Origin of the sequence: Microbacterium jejuense (assembly GCF_039544225.1) — a bacterium.
Lineage (GTDB): Bacteria > Actinomycetota > Actinomycetes > Actinomycetales > Microbacteriaceae > Microbacterium > Microbacterium jejuense.
Map to the genome: position 1 here is coordinate 41,765 of NZ_BAABLG010000006.1, position 20,818 is coordinate 62,582.

At 70.8% G+C, this 20,818-nt stretch carries 20 protein-coding genes; 8 read left to right on the forward strand and 12 right to left on the reverse strand.

What is annotated here, in order from left to right; genetic code table 11:
- Positions 1–8: 8 nt before the first annotated feature.
- From ABEA46_RS12420 to ABEA46_RS12455, 8 genes are all read right to left on the reverse strand, one after another.
- Complete coding sequence (locus ABEA46_RS12420; protein ID WP_345544869.1) at positions 9–1,325, reverse strand: aspartate aminotransferase family protein; 1,317 nt, start codon at positions 1,323–1,325, stop codon at positions 9–11.
- A 106-nt stretch (positions 1,326–1,431) separates the two neighbouring features.
- Positions 1,432–2,625, reverse strand: coding sequence for an ABC transporter substrate-binding protein (locus tag ABEA46_RS12425; protein ID WP_345544870.1), 1,194 nt, complete (start codon positions 2,623–2,625; stop codon positions 1,432–1,434).
- A gap of 83 nt (positions 2,626–2,708) precedes the next feature.
- Positions 2,709–3,539: an ABC transporter permease gene (locus ABEA46_RS12430; protein WP_345544871.1), complete on the reverse strand. Its 831-nt coding sequence runs from the start codon at positions 3,537–3,539 to the stop codon at positions 2,709–2,711.
- Positions 3,536–4,384, reverse strand: a complete 849-nt coding sequence (locus tag ABEA46_RS12435; protein ID WP_345544872.1) for an ABC transporter ATP-binding protein — start codon at positions 4,382–4,384, stop codon at positions 3,536–3,538. Before ABEA46_RS12435 ends, ABEA46_RS12430 begins: the two co-directional genes overlap by 4 nt.
- Positions 4,381–5,307 (reverse strand): ABC transporter permease, encoded by a 927-nt coding sequence (locus ABEA46_RS12440; RefSeq protein ID WP_345544873.1) that lies wholly within the window; start codon positions 5,305–5,307, stop codon positions 4,381–4,383. The genes ABEA46_RS12435 and ABEA46_RS12440 overlap by 4 nt, the downstream gene beginning before the upstream one ends.
- Positions 5,308–5,328: 21 nt before the next feature.
- Positions 5,329–6,348 carry a TIGR03842 family LLM class F420-dependent oxidoreductase gene (locus ABEA46_RS12445; protein ID WP_345544874.1) on the reverse strand — a complete coding sequence of 340 codons (1,020 nt, stop codon included), beginning with the start codon at positions 6,346–6,348 and terminating at the stop codon, positions 5,329–5,331.
- Between the two features lie 25 nt (positions 6,349–6,373).
- Positions 6,374–7,810, reverse strand: coding sequence for a dihydropyrimidinase (gene hydA / locus ABEA46_RS12450; protein ID WP_345544875.1), 1,437 nt, complete (start codon positions 7,808–7,810; stop codon positions 6,374–6,376).
- A gap of 12 nt (positions 7,811–7,822) precedes the next feature.
- On the reverse strand, positions 7,823–8,671 hold the full coding sequence (locus ABEA46_RS12455; RefSeq protein WP_345544876.1) for a nitrilase-related carbon-nitrogen hydrolase: 849 nt from the start codon (positions 8,669–8,671) through the stop codon (positions 7,823–7,825).
- Between the two features lie 298 nt (positions 8,672–8,969).
- On the opposite strand from ABEA46_RS12455, the gene ABEA46_RS12460 reads away from it, so the two are divergent.
- The 6 genes from ABEA46_RS12460 to ABEA46_RS12485 all read left to right on the forward strand — a co-directional run bounded on the left by ABEA46_RS12460 (position 8,970) and on the right by ABEA46_RS12485 (position 14,353).
- Positions 8,970–10,160, forward strand: a complete 1,191-nt coding sequence (locus tag ABEA46_RS12460) for a sensor histidine kinase (RefSeq protein ID WP_345544877.1) — start codon at positions 8,970–8,972, stop codon at positions 10,158–10,160.
- Positions 10,157–10,810: a response regulator gene (locus ABEA46_RS12465; RefSeq protein ID WP_345544878.1), complete on the forward strand. Its 654-nt coding sequence runs from the start codon at positions 10,157–10,159 to the stop codon at positions 10,808–10,810. The genes ABEA46_RS12460 and ABEA46_RS12465 overlap by 4 nt, the downstream gene beginning before the upstream one ends.
- A gap of 33 nt (positions 10,811–10,843) precedes the next feature.
- On the forward strand, positions 10,844–11,251 hold the full coding sequence (locus ABEA46_RS12470) for a VOC family protein (RefSeq protein WP_345544879.1): 408 nt from the start codon (positions 10,844–10,846) through the stop codon (positions 11,249–11,251).
- A 77-nt stretch (positions 11,252–11,328) separates the two neighbouring features.
- Positions 11,329–11,835, forward strand: coding sequence for an SRPBCC family protein (locus ABEA46_RS12475; RefSeq protein ID WP_345544880.1), 507 nt, complete (start codon positions 11,329–11,331; stop codon positions 11,833–11,835).
- A gap of 224 nt (positions 11,836–12,059) precedes the next feature.
- On the forward strand, positions 12,060–12,872 hold the full coding sequence (locus tag ABEA46_RS12480; protein WP_345544881.1) for an ABC transporter ATP-binding protein: 813 nt from the start codon (positions 12,060–12,062) through the stop codon (positions 12,870–12,872).
- Complete coding sequence (locus ABEA46_RS12485) at positions 12,869–14,353, forward strand: ABC transporter permease (protein ID WP_345544882.1); 1,485 nt, start codon at positions 12,869–12,871, stop codon at positions 14,351–14,353. The genes ABEA46_RS12480 and ABEA46_RS12485 overlap by 4 nt, the downstream gene beginning before the upstream one ends.
- A 155-nt stretch (positions 14,354–14,508) precedes the next feature.
- Here ABEA46_RS12485 and ABEA46_RS12490 read toward each other — a convergent pair whose 3' ends face one another.
- The 3 genes from ABEA46_RS12490 to ABEA46_RS12500 are packed head-to-tail and all read right to left on the reverse strand — an operon-like array spanning position 14,509 to position 18,807.
- On the reverse strand, positions 14,509–15,894 hold the full coding sequence (locus ABEA46_RS12490) for a ComEC/Rec2 family competence protein (protein WP_345544883.1): 1,386 nt from the start codon (positions 15,892–15,894) through the stop codon (positions 14,509–14,511).
- Positions 15,891–17,633, reverse strand: a complete 1,743-nt coding sequence (locus tag ABEA46_RS12495; RefSeq protein ID WP_345544884.1) for a gluzincin family metallopeptidase — start codon at positions 17,631–17,633, stop codon at positions 15,891–15,893. Before ABEA46_RS12495 ends, ABEA46_RS12490 begins: the two co-directional genes overlap by 4 nt.
- 1 nt (position 17,634) lies before the next feature.
- Positions 17,635–18,807, reverse strand: coding sequence for a DUF2235 domain-containing protein (locus ABEA46_RS12500; protein WP_345544885.1), 1,173 nt, complete (start codon positions 18,805–18,807; stop codon positions 17,635–17,637).
- A 76-nt stretch (positions 18,808–18,883) separates the two neighbouring features.
- On the opposite strand from ABEA46_RS12500, the gene ABEA46_RS12505 reads away from it, so the two are divergent.
- Positions 18,884–19,477, forward strand: coding sequence for an NADPH-dependent FMN reductase (locus tag ABEA46_RS12505; protein ID WP_345544886.1), 594 nt, complete (start codon positions 18,884–18,886; stop codon positions 19,475–19,477).
- 23 nt (positions 19,478–19,500) lie between these two features.
- Here the strand turns inward: ABEA46_RS12505 and ABEA46_RS12510 are convergent, their stop codons facing one another.
- Positions 19,501–20,019 (reverse strand): hypothetical protein, encoded by a 519-nt coding sequence (locus ABEA46_RS12510; protein ID WP_345544887.1) that lies wholly within the window; start codon positions 20,017–20,019, stop codon positions 19,501–19,503.
- Positions 20,020–20,167: 148 nt separating this feature from the next.
- On the opposite strand from ABEA46_RS12510, the gene ABEA46_RS12515 reads away from it, so the two are divergent.
- A complete protein-coding gene (locus ABEA46_RS12515) occupies positions 20,168–20,809 on the forward strand; it encodes a 2-phosphosulfolactate phosphatase (RefSeq protein ID WP_345544888.1) in 642 nt (213 codons plus the stop codon).
- Positions 20,810–20,818 lie beyond the last annotated feature (9 nt).

Consider the following 20,818-nt stretch of genomic DNA (forward strand, 5'->3'; position numbering starts at 1 on the left):
TGCACGCGTCAGAAGAGGTCGCCTTCGACGCTCGTCAGGGCTTCATCGTAGATCGCCATGGCCTGTTCCACCTCCGCGTCGGTGACGACGCAGGGCGGGACGACGTGGATGCGGTTGTCGGCAGTGAAGGGCAGCAGCCCCCGGCTGACGAGCTCCTTCTTGAGCCGGCCGACCACGTCGGCGCCGACGGGCTCGCGCGTCTCGCGGTCGGCGACGAGCTCGAGCGCCCAGAAGACGCCCTCGCCACGCACCTCGCCGATGAGCGGATGCCGCGCCTCGAGCTCCCGCAGGCCCGGGCCGATGGCATCCGCTCCCACACGACGGGCGTTCTCGACGATCCCCTCGCTCTGCATCGCATCGAGCGCGGCGACGATGGATGCCGCGGCCAGCGGATGACCGGAGTACGTGAGCCCGCCTGGGAAGACGCGGTCGTCGAAGGTCGCCGCGATCGGCGCCGAGATGATCACGCCGCCGACGGGCACGTAGCCGGAGTTCACGCCCTTGGCGAAGGTGATGAGATCCGGCACGACGTCATGGCCGTCGAACGCGAACCAGCGGCCGGTGCGCCCGAAGCCCGCCATCACCTCGTCGAGGATCAGCAGCAGACCGTACTTGTCGGCAAGAGCCCGGACTCCGGCGAGGTAGCCGGGCGGCGGGACGATGACCCCCGCGGTGCCGGGGATCGACTCCAGCAGCAGCGCCGCGATCGTCGCGGGGCCCTCGGACTGGATGACGCGCTCGAGGTGGTGCAGCGCGCGTGCGCACTCCTCTTCGGGCGTCGTCGCCCAGAACTCGGTGCGGTACAGGTACGGGCCGAAGAAGTGCACGTGCCCGCGGGCGAACTGGTTCGGCATACGCCGCCAGTCGCCGGTCGCGACGATGGCCGCCCCGGTGTTGCCGTGGTACGAGCGGTAGGTCGACAGGATCGTGTCGCGGCCGGTGTGGAGCCTCGCCATGCGGATCGCGTTCTCGATCGCGTCGGCGCCGCCGTTGGTGAAGAAGACCTTGTTGAAGCCCTCGGGCGCGTGCGACAGGATGCGCTCCGCGGCCTGCCCGCGAGTGAGGTTCGCGGTCGCGGGGCCGATGGTCGCGAGCTCGGCCGCCTGCGCGCGGATCGCCTCGACGACGGCGGGATGCTGGTGCCCGATGTTGACGTTCACCAGCTGGCTGGAGAAGTCGAGCATGCGGTGGCCGGCGTGGTCCCACACCACGGTTCCCGACCCGCCGGCGATGACGGGGAGGTCGAGCCCGGCCTGCGCCGACCAGGAGTGGAACACGTGCTCGCGGTCGAGCTTCTTCGCGAGGGCGTCGAGGTCTTCGGTCATGTCGCAACGTTCCCCGTTCTGCGTCGTCGGGTCAAGGGCCGCCCCGCCCGCTCAACGACCGGACCACCGGTCGTCGAGCGGGCGAAGCGAGACGAAACGCGGTCGGCTACTGCCCGCCCTCGGTGAGGACGACGTCGATCGGCGTGTACTCGCCGCTCACCTCGACCCCCTCGTCCTTCAGCTCGTCGAGCGCCTTCTGGATGTACTCGTTCGAGTACGCGCTGTCGGCGGGCTTCTGAGTGATGAGCTCGAGGTCGTCCTGGTTCTTGGCCGAGAGGGCACCGTCGACGGTCTTGTCCCAGGCGGCCTTGTCGACGAGACCGAAGTCGGCCCCGGTCCAGATGAGCTTGTTGACCTCGTTCATCATCCACTGCTGGTGCACCGGGCCGACCGGGAAGGCGGCCTCGGCGGTCGAGGCGATGTCGTAGACGATCGACGCCGACTCCTCCGCGTTGTCACGCGCGTAGACCCAGCCCTTCGTGATGGCCTTGAGGAACCGCACGGCCGCGTCGGCGTACGCCGGGTCGTTCTTCAGCCGCTCGGTGTCGGCCCACACCGCGTCCTGCAGCATGGCGCCCTCGGTGTCCTCGTACGAGACGACGTCGAAGTCCTCGGGCTGATACAGCGCGCCGGTGTCGGGGTTCTTCACCTCGAGGATCTGCGCCCACTCGTTGTACGTCATCGCCTGCGCGGCGTCGACGTCGCGGTCCAGCAGCGCGTTCATCGAGAAGTCCTGCGTGGTGATCGAGACGGTGGTGGAGTCGAGGCCTTCGGCTGCCATCGCGGCGAAGATCTCCCACTCGTTGCCGAAGCCCCACGAGCCGATGCGCTTGCCCTCGAAGTCCGAGACCGAAGTGATGCCGTCGCCCTTCCACGACACCTGCAGGGTGCCGGACTTCTGGAACACCTGCGCGATGTCGGTCAGCTCGACGCCGGTGGCCTCCAGCGTGCCGAGCACCTTGGGCACCCAGGCGATCGCGAAGTCGACGTCGCCGTCGACGAGGGCGTCCTGCGGCACGATGTCGCCGCCCGAGGGGATGATCTCGACGTCGTCGAAGCCCTCCTCTGCGAAGTAGCCCTTCTCCTGCGCGACGTAGTAGCCGGCGAACTGGGCCTGCGGCAGCCACTGCAGCTGCAGCTTGAGGGACGTGAGGGGCTCGAAGTCGTCGCTGCCGCCCCCGGTGCCGGACGTGTCGGGCGATCCGGAACAGGCGGCGAGTGCGAGGGCCGCGACGGTGAACATGGATGCCGCGAGAAGGCCCCGGCGCATGCCCGGGCCGCGCGAATGCTGCTGTGTCATTGCGTTCCTTTCGTGTGGTGCTGCTTTTCCCCTGGAGGTCGGTGTGATGCTGTTCCTCACGCGTGCCCGGTCGACCGGTCGCGTCAGATCTGGGATCGCCGGGTGGCCAGTCGCTCCAGGAGCGAGGTCACGAGGTAGAAGACGAGGCCGATGATGATGCCGCCGAGCACGTACGCCCACGCGAGTGCGGCTCGGCCGGATTTGGCATAGGTGGCGATGGCGGTGCCGATGCCGTCGGCGGGTCCGCCGAAGTACTCGGCGACGAGCGCGGCGATGACGGCCAGTGAGCTCGCGATGCGCAGACCCGTCAGCAGGTACGGGAGCGCGGTCGGCAGCGTCAGGAAGCGGAAGGTCTGCCAGCCCGATGCCGCCGAGGCGCGCAGCACATCGCGGTGCACGGGCCGGGTCTGGCGGAGGCCGCGCAGCACGTTGACGAACACCGGGATGAACGCCGCGATGGTGGCCACCGCCTGTCGTCCGAACTGGCTCGACGCGCCGAACATCGTGTTGAGGATCGGCGTGATCGCGACGATCGGGATGACGGCGAGGGCGGCCACCAGCGGCGCGAGCATGCCGTCGATCGGCCGCGCCGCGGCGGCGAGCCCGGCGAACAGCACCGCGATGAGCGATCCGATCACGAGACCGACGAGGGCATTGGTGGCGGTGATCGTCATGTCCTGTGCGATGATCGGCCACCGCCGGACGAACTCCTCGAGGATCGCGAACGGGCTCGGCAGCATGCGCGGTGCGGTGCCGAGCACATCGACCCAGAACCACCACAGGACGACGATGAGCGCGCCGACCACGACGGGCGCGACCCAACGCAGCCACCCGGGCAGCCGGCGCTCGCCGGGTGCCGCGCGGGCGGCGGGCCGGCTCGGGCCGGGGAGCGTGCTCGTCGTAGGGACGGTCATGACTCGCTCGCCCTCGTGACGGGCGTGCCGTGCAGGGCTTCGCGCACCGCGGTGACGCGGTCGAAGAACTCCGGGGACTCGCGCAGCGCCTCGGACCGGTCGGCGCCGAGGCCGACGTCGATGACCTCGGTGATGCGCCCCGGTCGGGGGCTCATCACGACCACGCGGTCCGACAGGAACACCGCCTCGGGGATCGAGTGCGTCACGAACACGACGGCCGCCGCCGTCTCGGCGGCGATGCGGGTGAGCTCGCCCTGCAGCCGCTCCCGCGTCATCTCGTCGAGCGCGCCGAACGGCTCGTCCATGAGCAGCAGCTTGGGTCGTGCCGCCAGCGCACGGGCGATCGCGACGCGCTGCTGCATGCCACCCGACAGCTGGTCGGGATATCGATCGACGAAGTCGGTGAGGCCGACCAGTTCGGCCAGCTCGGCCACGCGGGTCGCTCGCTCCGCCTTGCCGGTGCCGTGCAGCTCGAGCGGGAGTGCCATGTTCGCACCCACGGTGCGCCAGGGGAGCAGGCCCGCCTGCTGGAACGCGATGCCGTAGTCCTGGTCGGCGCGGGCGCGCTTGGCGGGTTTGCCGAAGATCTCCAGCGTGCCCGCGCTCGCCTGATCGAGATCGGCGATCAGGCGCAGCAGCGTCGACTTGCCGCATCCCGATGGCCCGATGAGGGCCACGAACTCGCCGTCCGCGACCTCGAGGTCGACCTCCTGGAGCGCGGCCACGTCGCCGGTCTTCGTCGTGAAGACCTTGCTCACGCCCGCGCCGCGCACGGCCGGGACGACGGGAGCGGCCGGGGTGGCGGCATCCGTGCGCTCGCTCTGATCGGGGGTGCCCGGCATCATGCCGCCTCTCCTCTGCGGTAGTTGGCCAGCCCGAGCCCGATCAGGGCGACGGAGCCGGCGGCGATGAGCCCGAGCGCGATCGAGCCGAACGTCGGCCCCCAGGGCGCGGCAGGATCGCTCGAGGCCTGGCCGGCGAGCTGGATGAGCATGCGCCCGATGCCGCCGCGCATGCCGATGGACACCTCGGCGACCACCGCGCCGAGCACGGCGTTGGCCGCCGCGAGCCGCAGCGCGGGCAGCAGGTGCGGCACCGCGGCGGGCAGGCGCAGCCGCACCAGGGTCGGCCAGTAGCCGGCGGCGTAGCTGCGCATGAGGTCGAGATGGATGCGGTCGGGCGAGGCGAGTCCGCGCAGCATGCCGATCGCCACCGGGAAGAAGGCGAGGTACGACGCGATCACCGCGACCGACAGCCATTGCGGCCACGTGCCGCCGCCGCGGTCGATCTGATTGCCGATCGCGTTGACGACGGGCGCGAAGGCGATGAGGGGCACGATCTGGCTGACGACGATCCAGGGGAGCAGGCCCCATTCCAGCAGCTGCCAGCGCTGCATGACGAGTCCGAGCGCCGCGCCGACGATCACGCCGATGAGCCAGCCGATGGCGGCGATCCCGAGGGTCACGAGCGCGGCGCCGGCGACCGACACCCACAGCGGCGGGGTGGCGCCGCCGCTCGTCGGGGCGAACAGCCGTGCCACCATGTCCCACACGTGCGGCATGGCGCGGTCATGGGTGCGCGGCAGGAGCATGACGCCCGTTCCGGCCTGACCCGGCACGGCGCCGATCACGACGCCCTCCGCCGGACCCAGGAACTTGTACAGCTCCCACAGTGCGAGCACCGTCAGCACGCCGAGCGCGCCCCAGGCCGCCGCGACCCAGCCGCGGAGCTCGCCCTGCCGCCTCGCCGACCAGCCGACCGCCCTCATGCGCGCGCCGCCGTCACCGGGTCAGGCCTTCGCCGTCAGGTGGGTCTGCAGGGCGGGGATCACCGTCTCGCCGTAGACGCGCAGCGTCTCTTCCTTGTTGTCGTGCTGCAGGTAGCCGGCGAACTGCGTCACGCCGAGGTCGCGCAGCGCCTCGAGCTTGGCGATGTGATCGGATGCCGTCCCCAGGACGCAGAAGCGATCCACGATGTCGTCGGGCACGAAGTCGACGTGGTCGTTGTCGGCGCTGCCGTGCGTGTTGTAGTCGTAGCCGCTGCGGCGTTCGATGTAGTCGGTCAGCGACTCCGGGACGCCCTCGCCGTGATGGCCGTACTTCGCGACGATGTCGGCCACGTGGTTGCCGACCATTCCGCCGAACCAGCGGCACTGATCCCGCATGTGCGCCCAGTCGTCGCCGATGTACATCGGTGCGGCGACGCAGATCGCGAGGGCGTCGGGATCGCGCCCGGCGGCGGCCGCGGCGTCCTTCACCGTCTTGATCATCCAGGCCGCGATGTCGAGGTCCGCGAGCTGCAGGATGTAGCCGTCGGCGACCTCGCCGGTGAGCTTCAGCGCCATCGGACCGTATGCGGCGACCCACACGTCGAGCTCCGAGCCGCGGCTCCAGGGGAACCGCAGCGTCGACCCCTTGTAGTCCACGGCCCGCGAGTTGGCGAGCTCGCGGATGACGTGGATCGACTCGCGCAGCTCGGCCATCGTCACCGGCGCGCCGTTGGTGACCCGCACCGCGGAGTCGCCGCGGCCGATGCCGCAGATCGTGCGATTGCCGTACATCTCGTTGAGCGTGGCGAAGACGGATGCCGTGACCGTCCAGTCCCGCGTCGCCGGGTTCGTCACGAACGGGCCGACGACCACCCGGTTGGTGGCGCCCAGGATGGCCGAGTGGATGACGTACGGCTCCTCCCACAGCAGGTGCGAGTCGAAGGTCCACACGTGGCTGAACCCATGCGCCTCGGCCAGCGTGGCGAGCTGCACGGTGCGGGCCGCGGGCGGATTGGTCTGCAGGACGACGCCGAAATCCATGCCGGCTCCTTTCGATCGCGGACGGTCAGATGAGGTACTGCGACAGACCGCGCTTGAGGAACCGGCCGTCGCCCTTCGCGCCGAGGTACTCGCCGCCGTCGACGACCACCTTCCCGCGCGAGATGACGGTGTCGACGTGCCCGTCGATCTCGTACCCCTCCCACGCGGAGTGGTCCATGTTCATGTGGTGGGTCTTTCCCACGCCGATCGACGTGTGCCCGTTCGGGTCGTACACGACGACGTCGCCGTCGGCCCCCGGCTGGATGACGCCCTTGCGGCCGTAGAGCCCGAACATCCTCGCCGGGGTCGTGCTCGTGAGCTCGACCCAGCGCTCCAGCGTGATCTTGCCGGTCACGACGCCCTGGTACATGAGGTCCATGCGATGCTCGACCGAGCCGATGCCGTTCGGGATCGCGCGGAAGTCGCCCTGTCCGAGGTCCTTCTGGCCCTTCATGCAGAACGGGCAGTGGTCGGTCGACACCATCTGGATGTCGTTGGTGCGCAGCGCCTGCCACATGTGGTGCTGGTGGCCCTCCTGCCGCGAGCGCAGCGGCGTGGAGCACACCCACTTGGCGCCCTCGAACTGGCCCCACTCCTCGCTGAACCCGCCGAGCTGCTCCTCCAGCGACAGATACAGGTACTGCGGACACGTCTCGCCGAACACGTTCCAGCCCTGATCGCGGGCCCACGCGAGCTGGTCCACGGCCTGCTTGGCCGAGACGTGCACGACGTACAGCGGTGCGCCGGTGAGATTGGCCAGCATGATCGCGCGGTGCGTGGCCTCCTCCTCCATCTGCCACGCGCGGGCGATGCCGTGGTAGTACGGCGCCTTCTTGCCGGCATCCGCCAGCTGCGCCGCCAGCACGTCGATCGCCGGGCCGTTCTCGGCATGCATCATCGTGAGCAGGCCCGTCTCCTGCGACACCTGCATCGCCCTCAGCACCTGCGCGTCGTCGGAGTAGAAGACGCCGGGGTAGGCCATGAACAGCTTGAAGCTCGTGATGCCCTCGTCGACGAGCCCGCGCATCGCCTGCAGCGAGTCGTCGTCGACCCCGCCCACGATCTGGTGGAACCCGTAGTCGATCGCGCAGTTGCCGGCGGCCTTCTCGTGCCAGGCGGCCAGTCCGTCCTGCACGCGCTCGCCGTAGCGCTGCACCGCGAAGTCGATGATCGAGGTGGTTCCGCCCCACGCGGCGGCCCGCGTGCCGGTCTCGAACGTGTCGGAGGCCTCGGTGCCGCCGAACGGCAGCTGCATGTGCGTGTGCGCGTCGATCCCGCCGGGGATCACGTACTTTCCGGTGGCGTCGATGACGGTGTCGACGGATGCCGCGACACCCGTTCCGAGAAGCTGCGAGCCGGGCGCCAGCACGGCCGCGATGGTCTCGCCGTCGATGAGCACGTCGGCCTCGCCACGGCCGGTCGCCGAGACGACGGTGCCGCCGGTGATGAGTGTCGTTGCCATGTCCCGCCCCCTCTACGCCTGCGCGATCTTCGTGTACGAGTCGGGTCGGCGGTCGCGGTAGAACTGCCAGTCGTCGCGCATCTCGCGCACCATGTCGAGGTCGAGGTCGCGCACCAGCAGCTCCTCGTGCTCGCCCGACCCGCGCTCGCCCACGAAGTTCCCGCGCGGGTCGATCACCTGGCTCGTGCCGTAGAAGTCGACGGCGAGGTCGCCGTACTCGTTGTCCTCGCGGCCGACGCGGTTGGGCTGCAGCACGAAGTAGCCGTTGGCGACGGCGGCAGCCGGGCCCTCGACCTCCCACAGCCGGTTCGACAGCCCGGGCTTGGTGGCGTTCGGGTTGAAGACGATGTGCGCGTCGTTCAGGCCCAGTTCGCGCCATCCTTCGGGGAAGTGCCGGTCGTAGCAGATGTACATGCCGACCCTCCCGACGGCGGTCTCGAAGACGGGGTAGCCGAGGTTGCCCGGACGGAAGTAGAACTTCTCCCAGAACCGGTCGAGGTGCGGCAGGTGGTGCTTGCGGTACTTGCCGAGGACGGTGCCGTCGGCATCGACCAGCACGGCGGTGTTGTAGTAGACGCCGGTCTCGGCCTCTTCGTAGATCGGCAGCACCATGACGGTCCCGAGCTCCTTCGCGAGGGCTGCGAACCGCTGCACGATCGGCCCGTCCGCCGGCTCCGCGAAGCGGTAGTACTTCTTGTCCTGCGTGATCCCGAAGTACGGGCCGTAGAACAGCTCCTGGAAGCACACCACCTGCGCCCCCTGGGCCGCGGCATCCCTCGCGAAGCCCTCGTGCTTGTCGAGCATCGACTGCTTGTCGCCCGTCCAGGTGGTCTGCGAGATCGCAGCGCGTACCGTCGTCATTCGTCTCTCCGTTCCTGGGCGGGCAGGTGCTCGCTCCGGTCCCTCGGGTGGAGGACCGACGGGGTCCGACCGGAGGAGCACCCCTGCTTCCCCGATCCTGTCGACTCGACGTTTCCCGTCGGTTTCGGCCTGTGACGCGACAGTAAAGCCTCGCCGGGTGCGGCGCAATGGTCGGCCCAGCAGACCTTTCCGTGGCCCCGGCCGCCGTGGTGCATACATCGGACGAGGGATGCCGCATCCCGGCGATTACAGCGCGCGACGGATGCCGGGTCACCCGTTCCTCCCGTACCGTGAGACGGTGTTCCGCCGACTGAAGACGTACCAGCTCGTCGTCGACGTCTCGATCGCCCTGGTCTTCTTCCTGATCGCGTGGCCCATCGAATCGGTCCTCGTCGTCGGTGCGTTCGGGGTGGAGTACCACCTCGCCTCGGTGGGCCAGCTGCTGTTCGGCGGCCTCATCGCCGCGCTGTTCTCGTCCGCGCTGGCGCTGCGCCGGCTGTCGCCGCCCCTCGCGCTCGGGCTGGCGTGGGCCGGGGCGCTCGTGCAGATGGGACTGGGCCGGCCGCCGAGCTTCAGCGACATCGCGATCTTCGGCGTGCTGTACGCGACAGCCGCGTACGGGTCGCGCGTCGTCTACTGGGTCGGGTTCGCGTCGACGCTCATCGGCGCGCTGGTGATCACCGTCTACCTGTTCGCAGGCCCGTCCTTCGCGGGCGGCGGGCTGACGTGGCAGACGCTGCCGCTGGCGCTCGTGCTGCTGGTGGCTGCCGCGTTCGCACTGGGACTGTCGTGGACGACGGGCGCGCTGGTGCGCACCGCTGTGCGGGCGCGCGAGAACCGCGAGGCGCAGCACCGCGCCGAGGAAGAGACGGCAGCCGAGCAGGAGCGCGTGCGCATCGCCCGCGACATGCACGATGTCGTGGCCCATTCCCTCGCGGTCGTGATCGCCCAGGCCGATGGCGCGCGCTACGCGGCATCGTCGGATCCCGCCGTCGCGACCGAGGCGCTCGCGACGATCTCGACCACGGCGCGGTCGGCGCTCGCCGACGTGCGGCTGCTCCTCGGCCAGCTGCGGCACCGGCAGGGCGACGGGCCCCAGCCGACCATCGCCGACCTCGAAGAGGTCTACGCCCAGGTGCGCGCGGCGGGCGTCCCGCTGCGGGTCGATGTCGACCCGGTGCCGCCCGGCGCACCGCCGGCGGCCGTGCAGCTCGCGGTCTACCGCATCCTGCAGGAGGCGCTGACGAACGCCCTCCGCCACGGCGCCCCCGGCGGCGCCGTCGACGTCCGCCTCTCCTGGCTCCCCGCCCGCGTCGAGCTGTCGGTGCGCAATCCCCTCCGTTCCACGACGGCTCGCGGCGAGTCGCCGGGACACGGGATCATCGGCATGCGCGAGCGCGCGCAGCTGGCCGGCGGGCGCCTGGACGCGGGAGCCGAGGGCGGCGACTTCGTCGTCCTCGCCGTCATCCCGATCGGAGGACCCGCATGATCCGCGTCGCGCTCGTCGACGACCAGGCACTGTTCCGCGCCGGCATCCGCATGCTCGTCGACTCGCAGCCCGACCTCGAGGTCGTGGGCGAGGCCTCGGACGGGCGCGAGGGCGTCGCGATGGTCAGGGCGACCGCGCCCGACGTCGTGCTCATGGACATCCGCATGCCTGTGATGGACGGTCTCGCAGCGACGGCCGAGCTGCTCACCGATCCGCGCGCGGAGGGGACACCGTCGCCGCGCATCGTGATGCTCACCACTTTCGACCTCGACGAGGCCGCGGCGCGGGCGATCCGGCAGGGTGCGAGCGGGTTCCTGCTGAAGGACGCCGACCCCGAGTTCCTGCTCGCGGCGATCCGCACCGTGCACTCCGGATCGGCCGTGATCGCGGCATCCGCCACTCGCGAGCTGTTCGAGAGATTCTCGGATGCCGTCGCCCGACCGGTGCCGGCCGCCTACCTCGAACTCACCGAGCGGGAGCGCGAGATCTTCGCGCTGGCCGCGAGAGGACTGTCCAACGCCGAGATCGCCGCGCGCGAGTTCCTCTCGGAGGCGACGGTCAAGACGCACATCAGCCGCATCCTCACCAAGCTGGGACTGCGTGACCGCGTGCAGCTGGTGGTGTTCGCGTTCGAGCACGACCTCGCCTAGCCGCGTGTCGGCGGCATGCGCCAGGATCGGCGCATGGAACTTCAGCTGAGCATGGTCGTCCTCGAAGTCGCCGACCTGGAGGCATCCGTGCGCTTCTACCAGCGGCTGGGACTCGCGATCCCCGACGTCGTGCCGGGCGGACGCCCCGTCGTCGGGCATCGGATGGGCAGCGGGGTGACGCTGCTGCTCACGTCGGACTTCGCGTCGAGGTACGACCCGACGTGGTCGCGCCCCGAAGGGCGCGGCTACTCGCAGATGCTCGAGTTCTATGTGGGTGAGGATGCCGTCGTCGACAGCCGCTGGAACGAGCTCATCGCGGCCGGTTATGTCGGGCGGATGCCGCCCACACAGACGTTCGGGCCCTACGCGGCGATCGTCGAGGACCCCGACGGGAACGCGATCCTGCTGACCTCGGATGAGGCGGCGTCTCCGGAGTCGTGAAACGGTGCTTGCGTGATGAAAGCGAGCGGGTCTACGCTCACTTTCATCACGCAAGTCAGTTATCGAAGGAGTACGTCATGTCGGAGGACTACACCACCACGATCACCGTCTCGGGCTCGCCGCAACAGGCTTTCGACGCGATCAACGACGTCTCCGCCTGGTGGGGGCGCACCACCGGCACGACGACGGCAGTCGATGGCGAGTTCGTCTACGTCGTGCCCGGGCTGCACTACAGCGGCTTCCGTGTCGTGGCACTGGAACCCGGCCGCCTGGTCGAGTGGCTCGTGACCGGCAGCTATCTCGACTTCGTCGACGACCACCAGGAATGGAACGGCACGACAGTGCGGTTCGAGATCGCGCCGGCCGGCGAGGGGGCCACCGTCGTGTTCACGCACGAGGGACTCGCGACCGACGTGCCCTGCTACGAGACCTGCGCGAACGCGTGGAGCATGTTCGTGAACCACAGCCTCAAGGCCCTCATCGAGACCGGGACCGGTACGCCGTACGAGTTCCGCGGCGACGAGCAGCTGCTGCCCCACGAGCACGAGGCGCTGCACCAGGGCGTCGCAGCCGCCGGTCGTTGAGCGAGCGGAGCGAGACGAAACGCCGCGAGCCGCCCATCGGACGTGACCCTTTCGCGACGTACGCGATGGGCCGGGTTCCCGACAGCGGCTCGCGGCGTTTCGTCTTCGCTCGTTCCTCGCTCCGCTCAACGAGCGGGGTGGGTGAGCGGATCATCCTCGCGATGTAGCGGGATGCCTCTCCCGGCCGACGCGGAGGGGCCCGGGTCGTCCATACCGTCGTAGGCATGGAACTCTCATCGACCGACCTGGGCCTCGCCGCCCGGGTGCAGCAGCTCACCAAGACCTACGGCGCCGGCGAGAGCGCCGTCCACGCGCTCGACGGGGTGAGCGTCGGCATCCGCCGTGGCGAGTTCACCGCGATCATGGGGCCATCGGGCTCGGGCAAGTCGACCCTCATGCACATCATGGCGGGGCTCGACGCTCCGACCTCGGGGCGGGCATGGATCGGCGACACCGACATCACCGGCCTCTCGGACCTCGAGCTCACGATCCTGCGGCGACGCCGCGTCGGCTTCGTGTTCCAGGCGTTCAACCTCGTGCCCACGCTCGACGCGCTCGGCAACATCATGCTGCCGTTCGACCTCGACGGGCGTCGGCCGACCGCGCTGGAGAAGGCCCGCATCGACGGCCTCGTCGAGCGTCTCGGGCTCGCCACGCGCCTGAACCACCGTCCGCATCAGCTGTCGGGCGGCCAGCAGCAGCGCGTCGCGATCGCGCGCGCCTTGGCCACGGCCCCCGATCTGGTGTTCGCCGACGAGCCGACCGGCAACCTCGACTCGCGCTCGGGCCGCGAGGTGCTCGCTCTCCTCGCTGCGGCCACGCGCGAGCACGGCCAGTCGATCGCGATGGTGACCCACGACCCCGTCGCCGCCTCGCACGCCGACCGGGTGCTGTTCCTCGGCGACGGCCGCATCGTCGCCGACAAGCCGCGGCAGAGCGCAGAAGAGATCTCGGCCTACATGCTCGCGTCAGAGCTCGGCACGGCCGCGTCGGCCGTTCCGGCCACGGCCGTCCCGGTCGCGCAGGTGGCATCATGACCGCCGTCGTCGAGACGCGGGGGACCGGGATGCCGCCGGCTGCGGCATCCACTGGCCACCAGCGCAGCGCGCCGCTGTCGTGGCTGCGCGAGCGCGGCATGGGCGGGAGCATCCTGGTCGCGGCCATCTCGAGCGCGTTCGGTGCGATCCTGCTGAGCGCGACCGGATTCATCGCGGCGATGCTGAAGGCGAACCCGTACATCGGCGACAGCGGCACCCTCGCGGTCGTGCTCGTGATCATGAGCTTCCTGCTGATCGGCGTCGCGGTGTACGTCGCGTCGATCGTGACGGCCAACACGTTCGCGACAGTCATCGCCGGTCGCACGCGCCGCATCGCGCTGCTGCGACTGATCGGCGCATCGGCGCGGTCGCAGCGTGAGGAGGTCGCCCGGCAGGGGCTCGTCGTCGGCGTCATCGGTGCGGGGGTCGGGCTCGTGGGCGGCACACTGCTCTCGTGGGCGGGCGTCGTGCTGGCCACATCGGCGCTGGGACTCGAGGACGTCGACTACGCCGTGCTGCAGCCCGTGCTGGTGATCCCGGCCGTCGTGGTGGCGCTCACCACGTGGGCCGCCGCATGGGCGGGCTCGCGCCGAGTGCTGACGGTGACGCCGCTGCAGGCGCTCGGGGGGTCGGTCGAGGCGTCGCACGACGCGTTCACGCGTCGCGGCGCGCGCAACGGCGTGGCGATCACGCTCTTCCTCGTCGGCGCGGCGCTGCTGGCCGGCGGCATCGCGCTCGGGCTGCTGTCGCCGCTCGGCGTGATCGTGGCGTTCTTCGGGGGAGTGTTCTCGTTCACGGGCCTCGCGCTCGGCGCGACGCTCGTGATGCCGCCCGTGCTTCGCCTCGTCGGACGACTGTTCGGCGGCTCGGCGACGGCGCGTCTCGCTGCCGAGAACGCACTGCGCTACCCGGAGCGCTCGAGCCGCATGGCGATCGGCGTGGTGATGGGCGTGACCCTCGTGACCATGTTCGCCGTTGCGCTGGAGACCGTGAAGGCGGTGATGATCGCGTCGGGCGACGGCGAGGCTCCGGTGGAGATGACGACGCTGATCGACACGTTCGCGGCCATCATGATGGGGCTCGTCGCGGTCGCGGCGGTCATCGCCGCCGTGGGGCTGGTCAACCTGCTCACGATCGGCGTGGTGCAGCGTCAGCGCGAACTCGGCCTGCTGCGCGCGCTCGGGGTGTCGACCGGTCAGGTGCGCCGCATGGTGCTGCTGGAGGCCGCGCACATCACGATCGCCGCGACGGCGACCGGCCTCGTGCTCGGCATCGCCTACGGCTGGGCCGGCGCGCAGTCGCTCCTGGGTTCGGTGGCGGTACCGCCGTCGTGGTCGGCTCCGACGTTCGTGGCCCCGGCCGTGCCGTGGCTTCCCGTCGCCATCATCGTGGCAGCGACCGCTGTGCTGACCCTCGTCGCCGCCGTCGTCCCGACGCGTCTGGCCACCCGCGTCGCCCCGGTCGAGGCGCTCGCGGACTGAGCCCCGCGCGCCCGCCACCCGGGCGCCCCGCGGAGCGACGAAGGAGCGAAGTCGAAACGCGGCGAGACGCTCTCGAGTACCCGGCCGCTCCGCATCTGTTGCGGGGCGGCCGGATCCGATGGGCGGCTCGCGGCGATTCGTCTCGCTGCGCTCGCTCAACGACCGGGGGGCGGCACCGGGCGGAACGGCCCGCCGACGCCGACCTCTGCCACGAGCTCGACGAACGCCTCGCTGCTCACGGGCTCGTCGGTCGAGTAGACGTCTGCGACCTCGTGCAGCGCCATGACGAGCTGGTCCTGCGGCACGGCGGTGTCGATGGCGTCGCCGTGCACGTCACGGCGGGTCGACATCAGCGCGGTGAGCTTCGGCAGGTCGTCGGAGCGCTCCTTCCACAGCCCCCACAACGACCGCGGCGTCGCGTTGCGGCTGCCGTGATGCCCCACCTTGTACAGGTCGACAGTGGCGAGGCGGTCTCGGAGGGCGGGCTCATCGTCGAGGCGGTCGAGCGTGTACTGCCAGTTCTCGATCTGCGCATCGCCGGGGAACAGCAGCTTCAGCTTCTCGAACTCGAACAGCAGCAGCAGGCTGGTGTTGTTGAGCGCGTCGTCGAGATTGCGCACGAGGCGCAGCATCGAGTGCGTCCGCTGGCTCTGCAGGTGCTCGACGAGCCAGCGCACCGGTCCCGGCCCGACCGGCATCGCCGCACGGGCGTCGCCGTCCAGCTCGACCTCGGGTGTCGCCGATGTCAGGGCGAGGGAGGCGTCCAGCGCCGCGAGCCAGTACTCCTTGTCGTCGGCCGCCTGCTTCGCGACCCGCTCGTCCTGGTCCACTGTCGGCGGTCCCAGCACCGTCGTGGTGAGCCCCGGGATCAGCTCGGCGAGCCCGGCGTCCGCGCCCGCATACAAGTAGCGGCCGCGGCCGTCCTTCGAGAGCTCGTCGAGCAGCGCGACCGCCTCCGCGTTCTTCAGCTGATCCTCGGCGGCGGCCCGCACGTCGTCGTCGAGCCCGACGAGCCCGGCCAGGCGTGCGGTGTGGCCCTGCGTGCGAGCCAGCGACTGTGCATAAGCGGTGGATGCCGCTCCCACGGCGCCGTCCGCGGCCGCTGCAGCCGCAGCCCCGTCGGCCGAGGCCGCACCGGCGGCGGCTGCGCCGGCCAGGGCAGCCCCGCCTCCCGGGCCGGTGGCATCCACCGCCAGTGCCGGGTCCTCGGTCCACGAGCGCAGCACGACCTTGGGCGCCAGCTTGCGCATGATCGCCGCGCCGGCGTCGACCTCGAAGCCGCGCAGGTGATCGCGATGGCGGTGCGTGACGGCGAGCACATCGAGCTCGCCGTGGGTGTGCTGCTCGATCAGCGCCGCGACCTCGGCCATGCGCCCGCGCGCGAAGCCCTTGCGGGGCGAGTGACTCGTGCCGTAGTCGATCAGCAGGTGGCGTTCGGCGCGGCCGTCGGCCAGGGGCTCGTCGTACTCGACCGAGATCAGGAAGCAGTCGCCGAAACCGACCTGGTACATGCGGACGCGGACGCGGATCGGAGTGCTCACCATGCCTCCCCGGAGCTGAGCTCGGTGCTGTGGAGGGCGGCGAAGGCCTGACCGCGCGCGGTGCCCTCCGAGAATCCCAGGCGCTTGCGCGTGTCGCGGCGCCCGGTGCGGTCGAGGTAGTCGAGGCGCCGCAGCTGGCGGCGCCAGTCATCGATGCGCTTGTAGATGTGGAGCTTGAGCCGCCCGAACTGGTCGAAGACGAGCGTGCCGCCGCCGAACAGCTGCACCGGGGTGTCGCGCGTGACGCCGTCGGGGAGCGCGAGCTCGCTCTCCTCCTGCAGCTCGCCGGCGGTGAGGTCGACCATCTGCACATAGGTCGCGACCGACTCCGGCACGATGAGGCCATCGGGGCCGATCCGCTGCGTCGGCAGGACCGATTCGACGACCGTGTAATACCGGGTGTTGATGTTCAGCCGCAGTGCGTTCTGCCACAGGAACCGGAAGACCTCGTCGCGGTCGCTGCGCAGTCCCGCGTAGTTGATCCCCAGGTAGCGGGGCGCGAGCTCGGCGTCGAGCACGTTAGCGACGCGGTCGCGAGGACGATGGATGCCGGCCGCCCCGAACCGCTCCACCAGCAGCTGCCGGTACCCGAGGTCGTCGTCGGGAACCACCTCGGCGTCGGCGAGCAGCACGGCATCGAGCAGGTCCGAGAACTCGAACTCGACCGGAGGCAGGTAATCGAGGCCGCGGATCAGCATCGTGAGCAGCTGGGATGCGGCCTTCACGCCCTCCTCGGCGGCGCGGGCCCGATCGACGGTGACCTCTTTGCCGCGCCGCGTGCCCTCGGGCTGCGAGAACAGCGCCTCGAGCCGCTTCGCCCAGATGTCGATCAGCACGTCGAGCACGATCGCGACGAGCACCTCGCCGCGGCGATGCGGTTCGCCGTACTGCGGCCGCTCGGCCCAGTCGGCGGGCGGCGGATGCAGCGCCGAGCGCCGCAGCGCGCCGCGTCCTTGCGTCAGCACCCGGCCGATCTGCTCGGCGACACCGGTCAGGACGCTGCGCCGCAGCCGTTCCGGCGCGACCTGACTGCGCGAGATGCGGCCGTCCTGCCTCGCCTTGCCGAGCGCCTGCTCGACCACGGGGCGCATCGAGAACACCGACAGCAGCGCGACGATGTCGGCGAAGCCCTCGTGGAAGGCCGCCTGGTCGGGAAGGCTCGGCTCGAGGAATCGATGGCGCAGCCCGTCGAGCACGGCATGCGTCGTCTCGTGCACCACGACGTCGTGGCTGAGGCACGTGTAGACGGCGTCGCGCTCGCCGTCCCCGGTCGCCGGCACGTACCCGAAGAGCACGGCGTGGTCGTCGCCCGAGTAGAACGCGTTGGCCTCGGCGAACGCGTGCGGCACGAGGTACAGGTGGTGACCGCCGAACCCCCAGGACAGCCGGCGTCCGAGCGCCGACTCGAACGTCGCGAGGGTGCGCGCCGCCGTGGCGTAGACGTGCTGTGCGTGGAAGGCCTTGTCGCGGATCAGATCGTCGTCGTCGGCGTCGGCGAACACGTCGTCGTCGGCGATGCCGGGATGCTTGAGGTACTCGCCGGTCGCGGTGTCGAAGTCGACGACATGCAGCCGTGCACCGCGCGGGCCGTCCTCCATGCGCGACCACGGCACCTTGACCTTCGCGGTGAGGATGCGCTCGTCGTCGCCCTTCACCGCGGGATCCTGCGCGATCAGCCGCAGGCTCACATGCGTGCGCGGCTCATCGGACGGCTCGGCGAACTGGACGCTCTCGGGCATGTCACTTCTCCCACGTGATCCGGTACGGCGCGGCGCTCGCCGCGGTGACGTCGATGCGATGCTGCACCGACGGATGCAGGTGGTCCGCGCGCGCGGGATGACGTCGGCGCCAGCCGAGCCCCGCGATCGCCCAGTACCACTGGTGGCGGTGGATGCGGCCTTCGGCCCGCTCGGACGGCACGGGCGCTCCACCGGTCACGCCGAGCAGCTCGTCGTACGCGTTCGGGTCGATCCGCAGGCCTGCGGCGGCCGCCTCGGCAGCCATCCATTCCAGCGAAAGGTCCGACAGCCCGTGGTCGTCCTCGAACGTGCCACCGATGTCGCTGTGGACGCCGGCGAACCACATCTCGCGGGCGTCGCGCTTCGGGTCGTCCACGATCCGCACGCCGTGCCTGTCGGCGCCGAACCTGTACTCGGTGAACGCGCGGCGGTTCTCGTCGAGTGCGAGCGCCAGCCGGCCGGTCCGCACGCCGTCGAGGTTGCGCGTGAACGGCCAGCGCACCTGCTCGAACCGCGCCCGCAGGTTGAACCACCCGACCGACTTGACGGTGTCCCAGACGCCGAGGAAGGTCACCGGCTTGGCGAACCGCTCGAAGTCGGGGTTGCCGAACCCGTGGTCGAAGTCCCCTCTGGTGCGCCAGAACGCCTTGTCGGCGGCTGAGCCCGCGCGCCCCGAGGCTGCGGGCGGCGCGCCGGCGGAGTCGGGAGAGGATGCGGGGACCGCCCTTCTGTTCTCATCGCCGTGCGCGAGGGCCATCTTGAGCGCGTACGGGACGAGGTTCTCGGCGCCCGGGCGCAGCAGCCCGACGCTGCGCAGCACGCCCGCGAGCGCCACCGCGGTGTAGGCGCCGCGGCTGAAGCCGAACAGCATGATGCGGTCGCCGGCGCGGTACTGGCTCATCAGCCAGACGTACGCGTCGGCGATGTTGTCGCGGATGCCGTAGCCGACGATGAGCCCCGCCGTGCGAGTGAGCCAGGCGCCGAACGGCGTGACCGCGCCGCGCGCGCCCATCGTGCCGACGCCGGGGTCGTAGAACACGAGCTGCCGATCGTCCTTGACGGCCATCGCGTACAGCCGCGCGACGTTGGTGACGCCGGACTCCGGCTCGCTGCCCGTCCCGTCCAGGCACAGCACGAGCGTGCGTGCGGACGACTCCTGTGTGGCGGTCTCCATGCAGGGGAGAGGATGCCGCAGGCCCGAGTGATACCGAGGGGGTGCGTTCGGGCGGGCACGGGTGCAGGCTGGCCTCATGCAGATCGAGATCGTTGAGCACGAACCGCCCTATCGCGTCGGCGTCATCATCGGCAGCCTGTCGCGCGAGTCCATCAACCGCCGCCTCGCCCTTGCGCTGGAGAAGCTGGCGCCGCCCGAGCTCGAGTTCTTCGAGATCTCGTACGCCGACCTTCCGCTCTACAACCGCGACCTCGATGCGGACTACCCGCAGAGCGCGCTCGACTTCAAGGCGGCCGTGCGCTCGGCGGACGCCCTGCTGTTCGTCACGCCGGAGTACAACCGGTCCCTCCCCGGCGCCCTCAAGAACGCGATCGACTGGGGCAGCCGGCCCTGGGGGCAGAACGCGTGGTCCGACAAGCCGGTCGGCGTGATCGGCGCCTCGGCGGGCCAGATCGGCACCGCCGTCGGGCAGCAGTCGCTGCGCAGCACGCTGAGCTTCCTCAACGCCCGTCAGATGACCACGCCCGAGGCGTACATCCACTTCACGCCCGGCCTCATCGAGCCAAGCGGCGAGGTGACCGTGCCCGCGACGGAGCAGTTCCTCCGCATGTACATGGAGAAGCTGCTCGAGTACGTCGCCCGCGTGCTGACGGTGATCCCACAGGTCTGAGGCGGCGGGATCAGGCGGCGGGATCAGGCGGCGGGGTCGGAACCGGCCTCGGGGAGCTCGTGAGCCCAGCCGGGTGCGAGCGCCTTCACGCGCGCTTCGCGCCACTGCCATGCGCTCCACAGCACCGGCCACAGGATCCCCGCCGTCGGACCGGCGAAGACGAGCCGGTCGCGCCACAGCGTCCTGCCGGGCTCGCCGGGTGCGGGCGAGACGGCCATCTGGTGGTCCCACACGTCCAGGCTCGACAGCGGTCCGGTGAGCGGGATGCCGCTGTCGCGGAAGATGCGCACCTGCCCGGCGGGCTCGTCGACGAACCGTTCGCCGGCGTGGATCAGCTGCCGCCCCATCGGCACCTTGCCGAACGCGGCGAGCTGCACCGGCACGTCGTCGCCGGGGCTCCAGCTCGTCGGCAGCCCGGACGGCACGAGCGGCTCCAGGTCGAGCAGCGGGCCGTACAGCTCGGCGACGGCCCGCGGCGAATGCAGCGCCCGCCAGGCCGCGTCGGGGTCGCAGTCGATCACGAACTTCAGCAGGATCCGCATGCTTCAGTGTGTCACCGCGCCGCGATCGCGGCTCCTCATCCGAGGGCGATTGCCGAGGTGCGGGGTCGGATCTGCGTACCGCTGCGCATCCGGGGCGATACACCTCAGCTGAGGACGGACGGCGCCCTCTCGCGCCTACGCTGGACGGATGCCCGAGACGCCCTTCGATCAGCACCGCTACCAGGTCCGCCACGAGTGGGGCGCGGCAGGCCTCGCCAGACTCGCGCCGGCCGAGATCGTCGTCGTGGTCGATGTGCTGCGGTTCTCGACGACGGTGACGGATGCCGTCGCCCGAGGCGACTGCGTGCCGCTGGACGCGTCGGCGCATGCGGTGTCGATCAACGGCGCCGCGATCGCGCAGGCCGCGGCCGCCGCGGGAGCCACCGTGCTGCTCGGATGCCTGCGCAACGCGCGAGCCGTCGCCGAGACCGTGCTCGACGTGCAGCGGCGTCGCGGCGACCGCACCGCCGTGTCGGTGATCGCGGGCGGCGAGCTCACCGGTCGCGACGCGGGAGCGTCGTTGCGCTTCGCGGTCGAGGACCAGCTCGGCGCCGGCGCGATCGTCGACGCCCTCGGCGTGCTCGGGATCGATCACACCTCGCCCGATGCGGCCGCCGCCGCCGAGGCGTTCCGCGGACTGCGCGGCGCGCTGCGGCACCTGCTCACCGCGAGCGGCTCGGGACAGGAGCTGCTCGCCCGCGACGCCCGCGACGAGGTGCTCGGCGCCGCGGCGGTGGATGCGGCATCCGTCGTCCCCGTCCTGCGCGACGGCGCCTTCGTCGCGTACTGACGCGGACTC

Coding starts and splice junctions, on each gene's coding strand:
- ABEA46_RS12420 (WP_345544869.1), bottom strand. CDS start 1,325: ATGACCGAAGACCTCGACGCCCTCGCGAAGAAGCTCGACCGCGAGCAC.
- ABEA46_RS12425 (WP_345544870.1), bottom strand. CDS start 2,625: ATGACACAGCAGCATTCGCGCGGCCCGGGCATGCGCCGGGGCCTTCTC.
- ABEA46_RS12430 (WP_345544871.1), bottom strand. CDS start 3,539: ATGACCGTCCCTACGACGAGCACGCTCCCCGGCCCGAGCCGGCCCGCC.
- ABEA46_RS12435 (WP_345544872.1), bottom strand. CDS start 4,384: ATGATGCCGGGCACCCCCGATCAGAGCGAGCGCACGGATGCCGCCACC.
- ABEA46_RS12440 (WP_345544873.1), bottom strand. CDS start 5,307: ATGAGGGCGGTCGGCTGGTCGGCGAGGCGGCAGGGCGAGCTCCGCGGC.
- ABEA46_RS12445 (WP_345544874.1), bottom strand. CDS start 6,348: ATGGATTTCGGCGTCGTCCTGCAGACCAATCCGCCCGCGGCCCGCACC.
- hydA (WP_345544875.1), bottom strand. CDS start 7,810: ATGGCAACGACACTCATCACCGGCGGCACCGTCGTCTCGGCGACCGGC.
- ABEA46_RS12455 (WP_345544876.1), bottom strand. CDS start 8,671: ATGACGACGGTACGCGCTGCGATCTCGCAGACCACCTGGACGGGCGAC.
- ABEA46_RS12465 (WP_345544878.1), top strand. CDS start 10,157: ATGATCCGCGTCGCGCTCGTCGACGACCAGGCACTGTTCCGCGCCGGC.
- ABEA46_RS12470 (WP_345544879.1), top strand. CDS start 10,844: ATGGAACTTCAGCTGAGCATGGTCGTCCTCGAAGTCGCCGACCTGGAG.
- ABEA46_RS12475 (WP_345544880.1), top strand. CDS start 11,329: ATGTCGGAGGACTACACCACCACGATCACCGTCTCGGGCTCGCCGCAA.
- ABEA46_RS12480 (WP_345544881.1), top strand. CDS start 12,060: ATGGAACTCTCATCGACCGACCTGGGCCTCGCCGCCCGGGTGCAGCAG.
- ABEA46_RS12485 (WP_345544882.1), top strand. CDS start 12,869: ATGACCGCCGTCGTCGAGACGCGGGGGACCGGGATGCCGCCGGCTGCG.
- ABEA46_RS12495 (WP_345544884.1), bottom strand. CDS start 17,633: ATGCCCGAGAGCGTCCAGTTCGCCGAGCCGTCCGATGAGCCGCGCACG.
- ABEA46_RS12500 (WP_345544885.1), bottom strand. CDS start 18,807: ATGGAGACCGCCACACAGGAGTCGTCCGCACGCACGCTCGTGCTGTGC.
- ABEA46_RS12505 (WP_345544886.1), top strand. CDS start 18,884: ATGCAGATCGAGATCGTTGAGCACGAACCGCCCTATCGCGTCGGCGTC.
- ABEA46_RS12510 (WP_345544887.1), bottom strand. CDS start 20,019: ATGCGGATCCTGCTGAAGTTCGTGATCGACTGCGACCCCGACGCGGCC.
- ABEA46_RS12515 (WP_345544888.1), top strand. CDS start 20,168: ATGCCCGAGACGCCCTTCGATCAGCACCGCTACCAGGTCCGCCACGAG.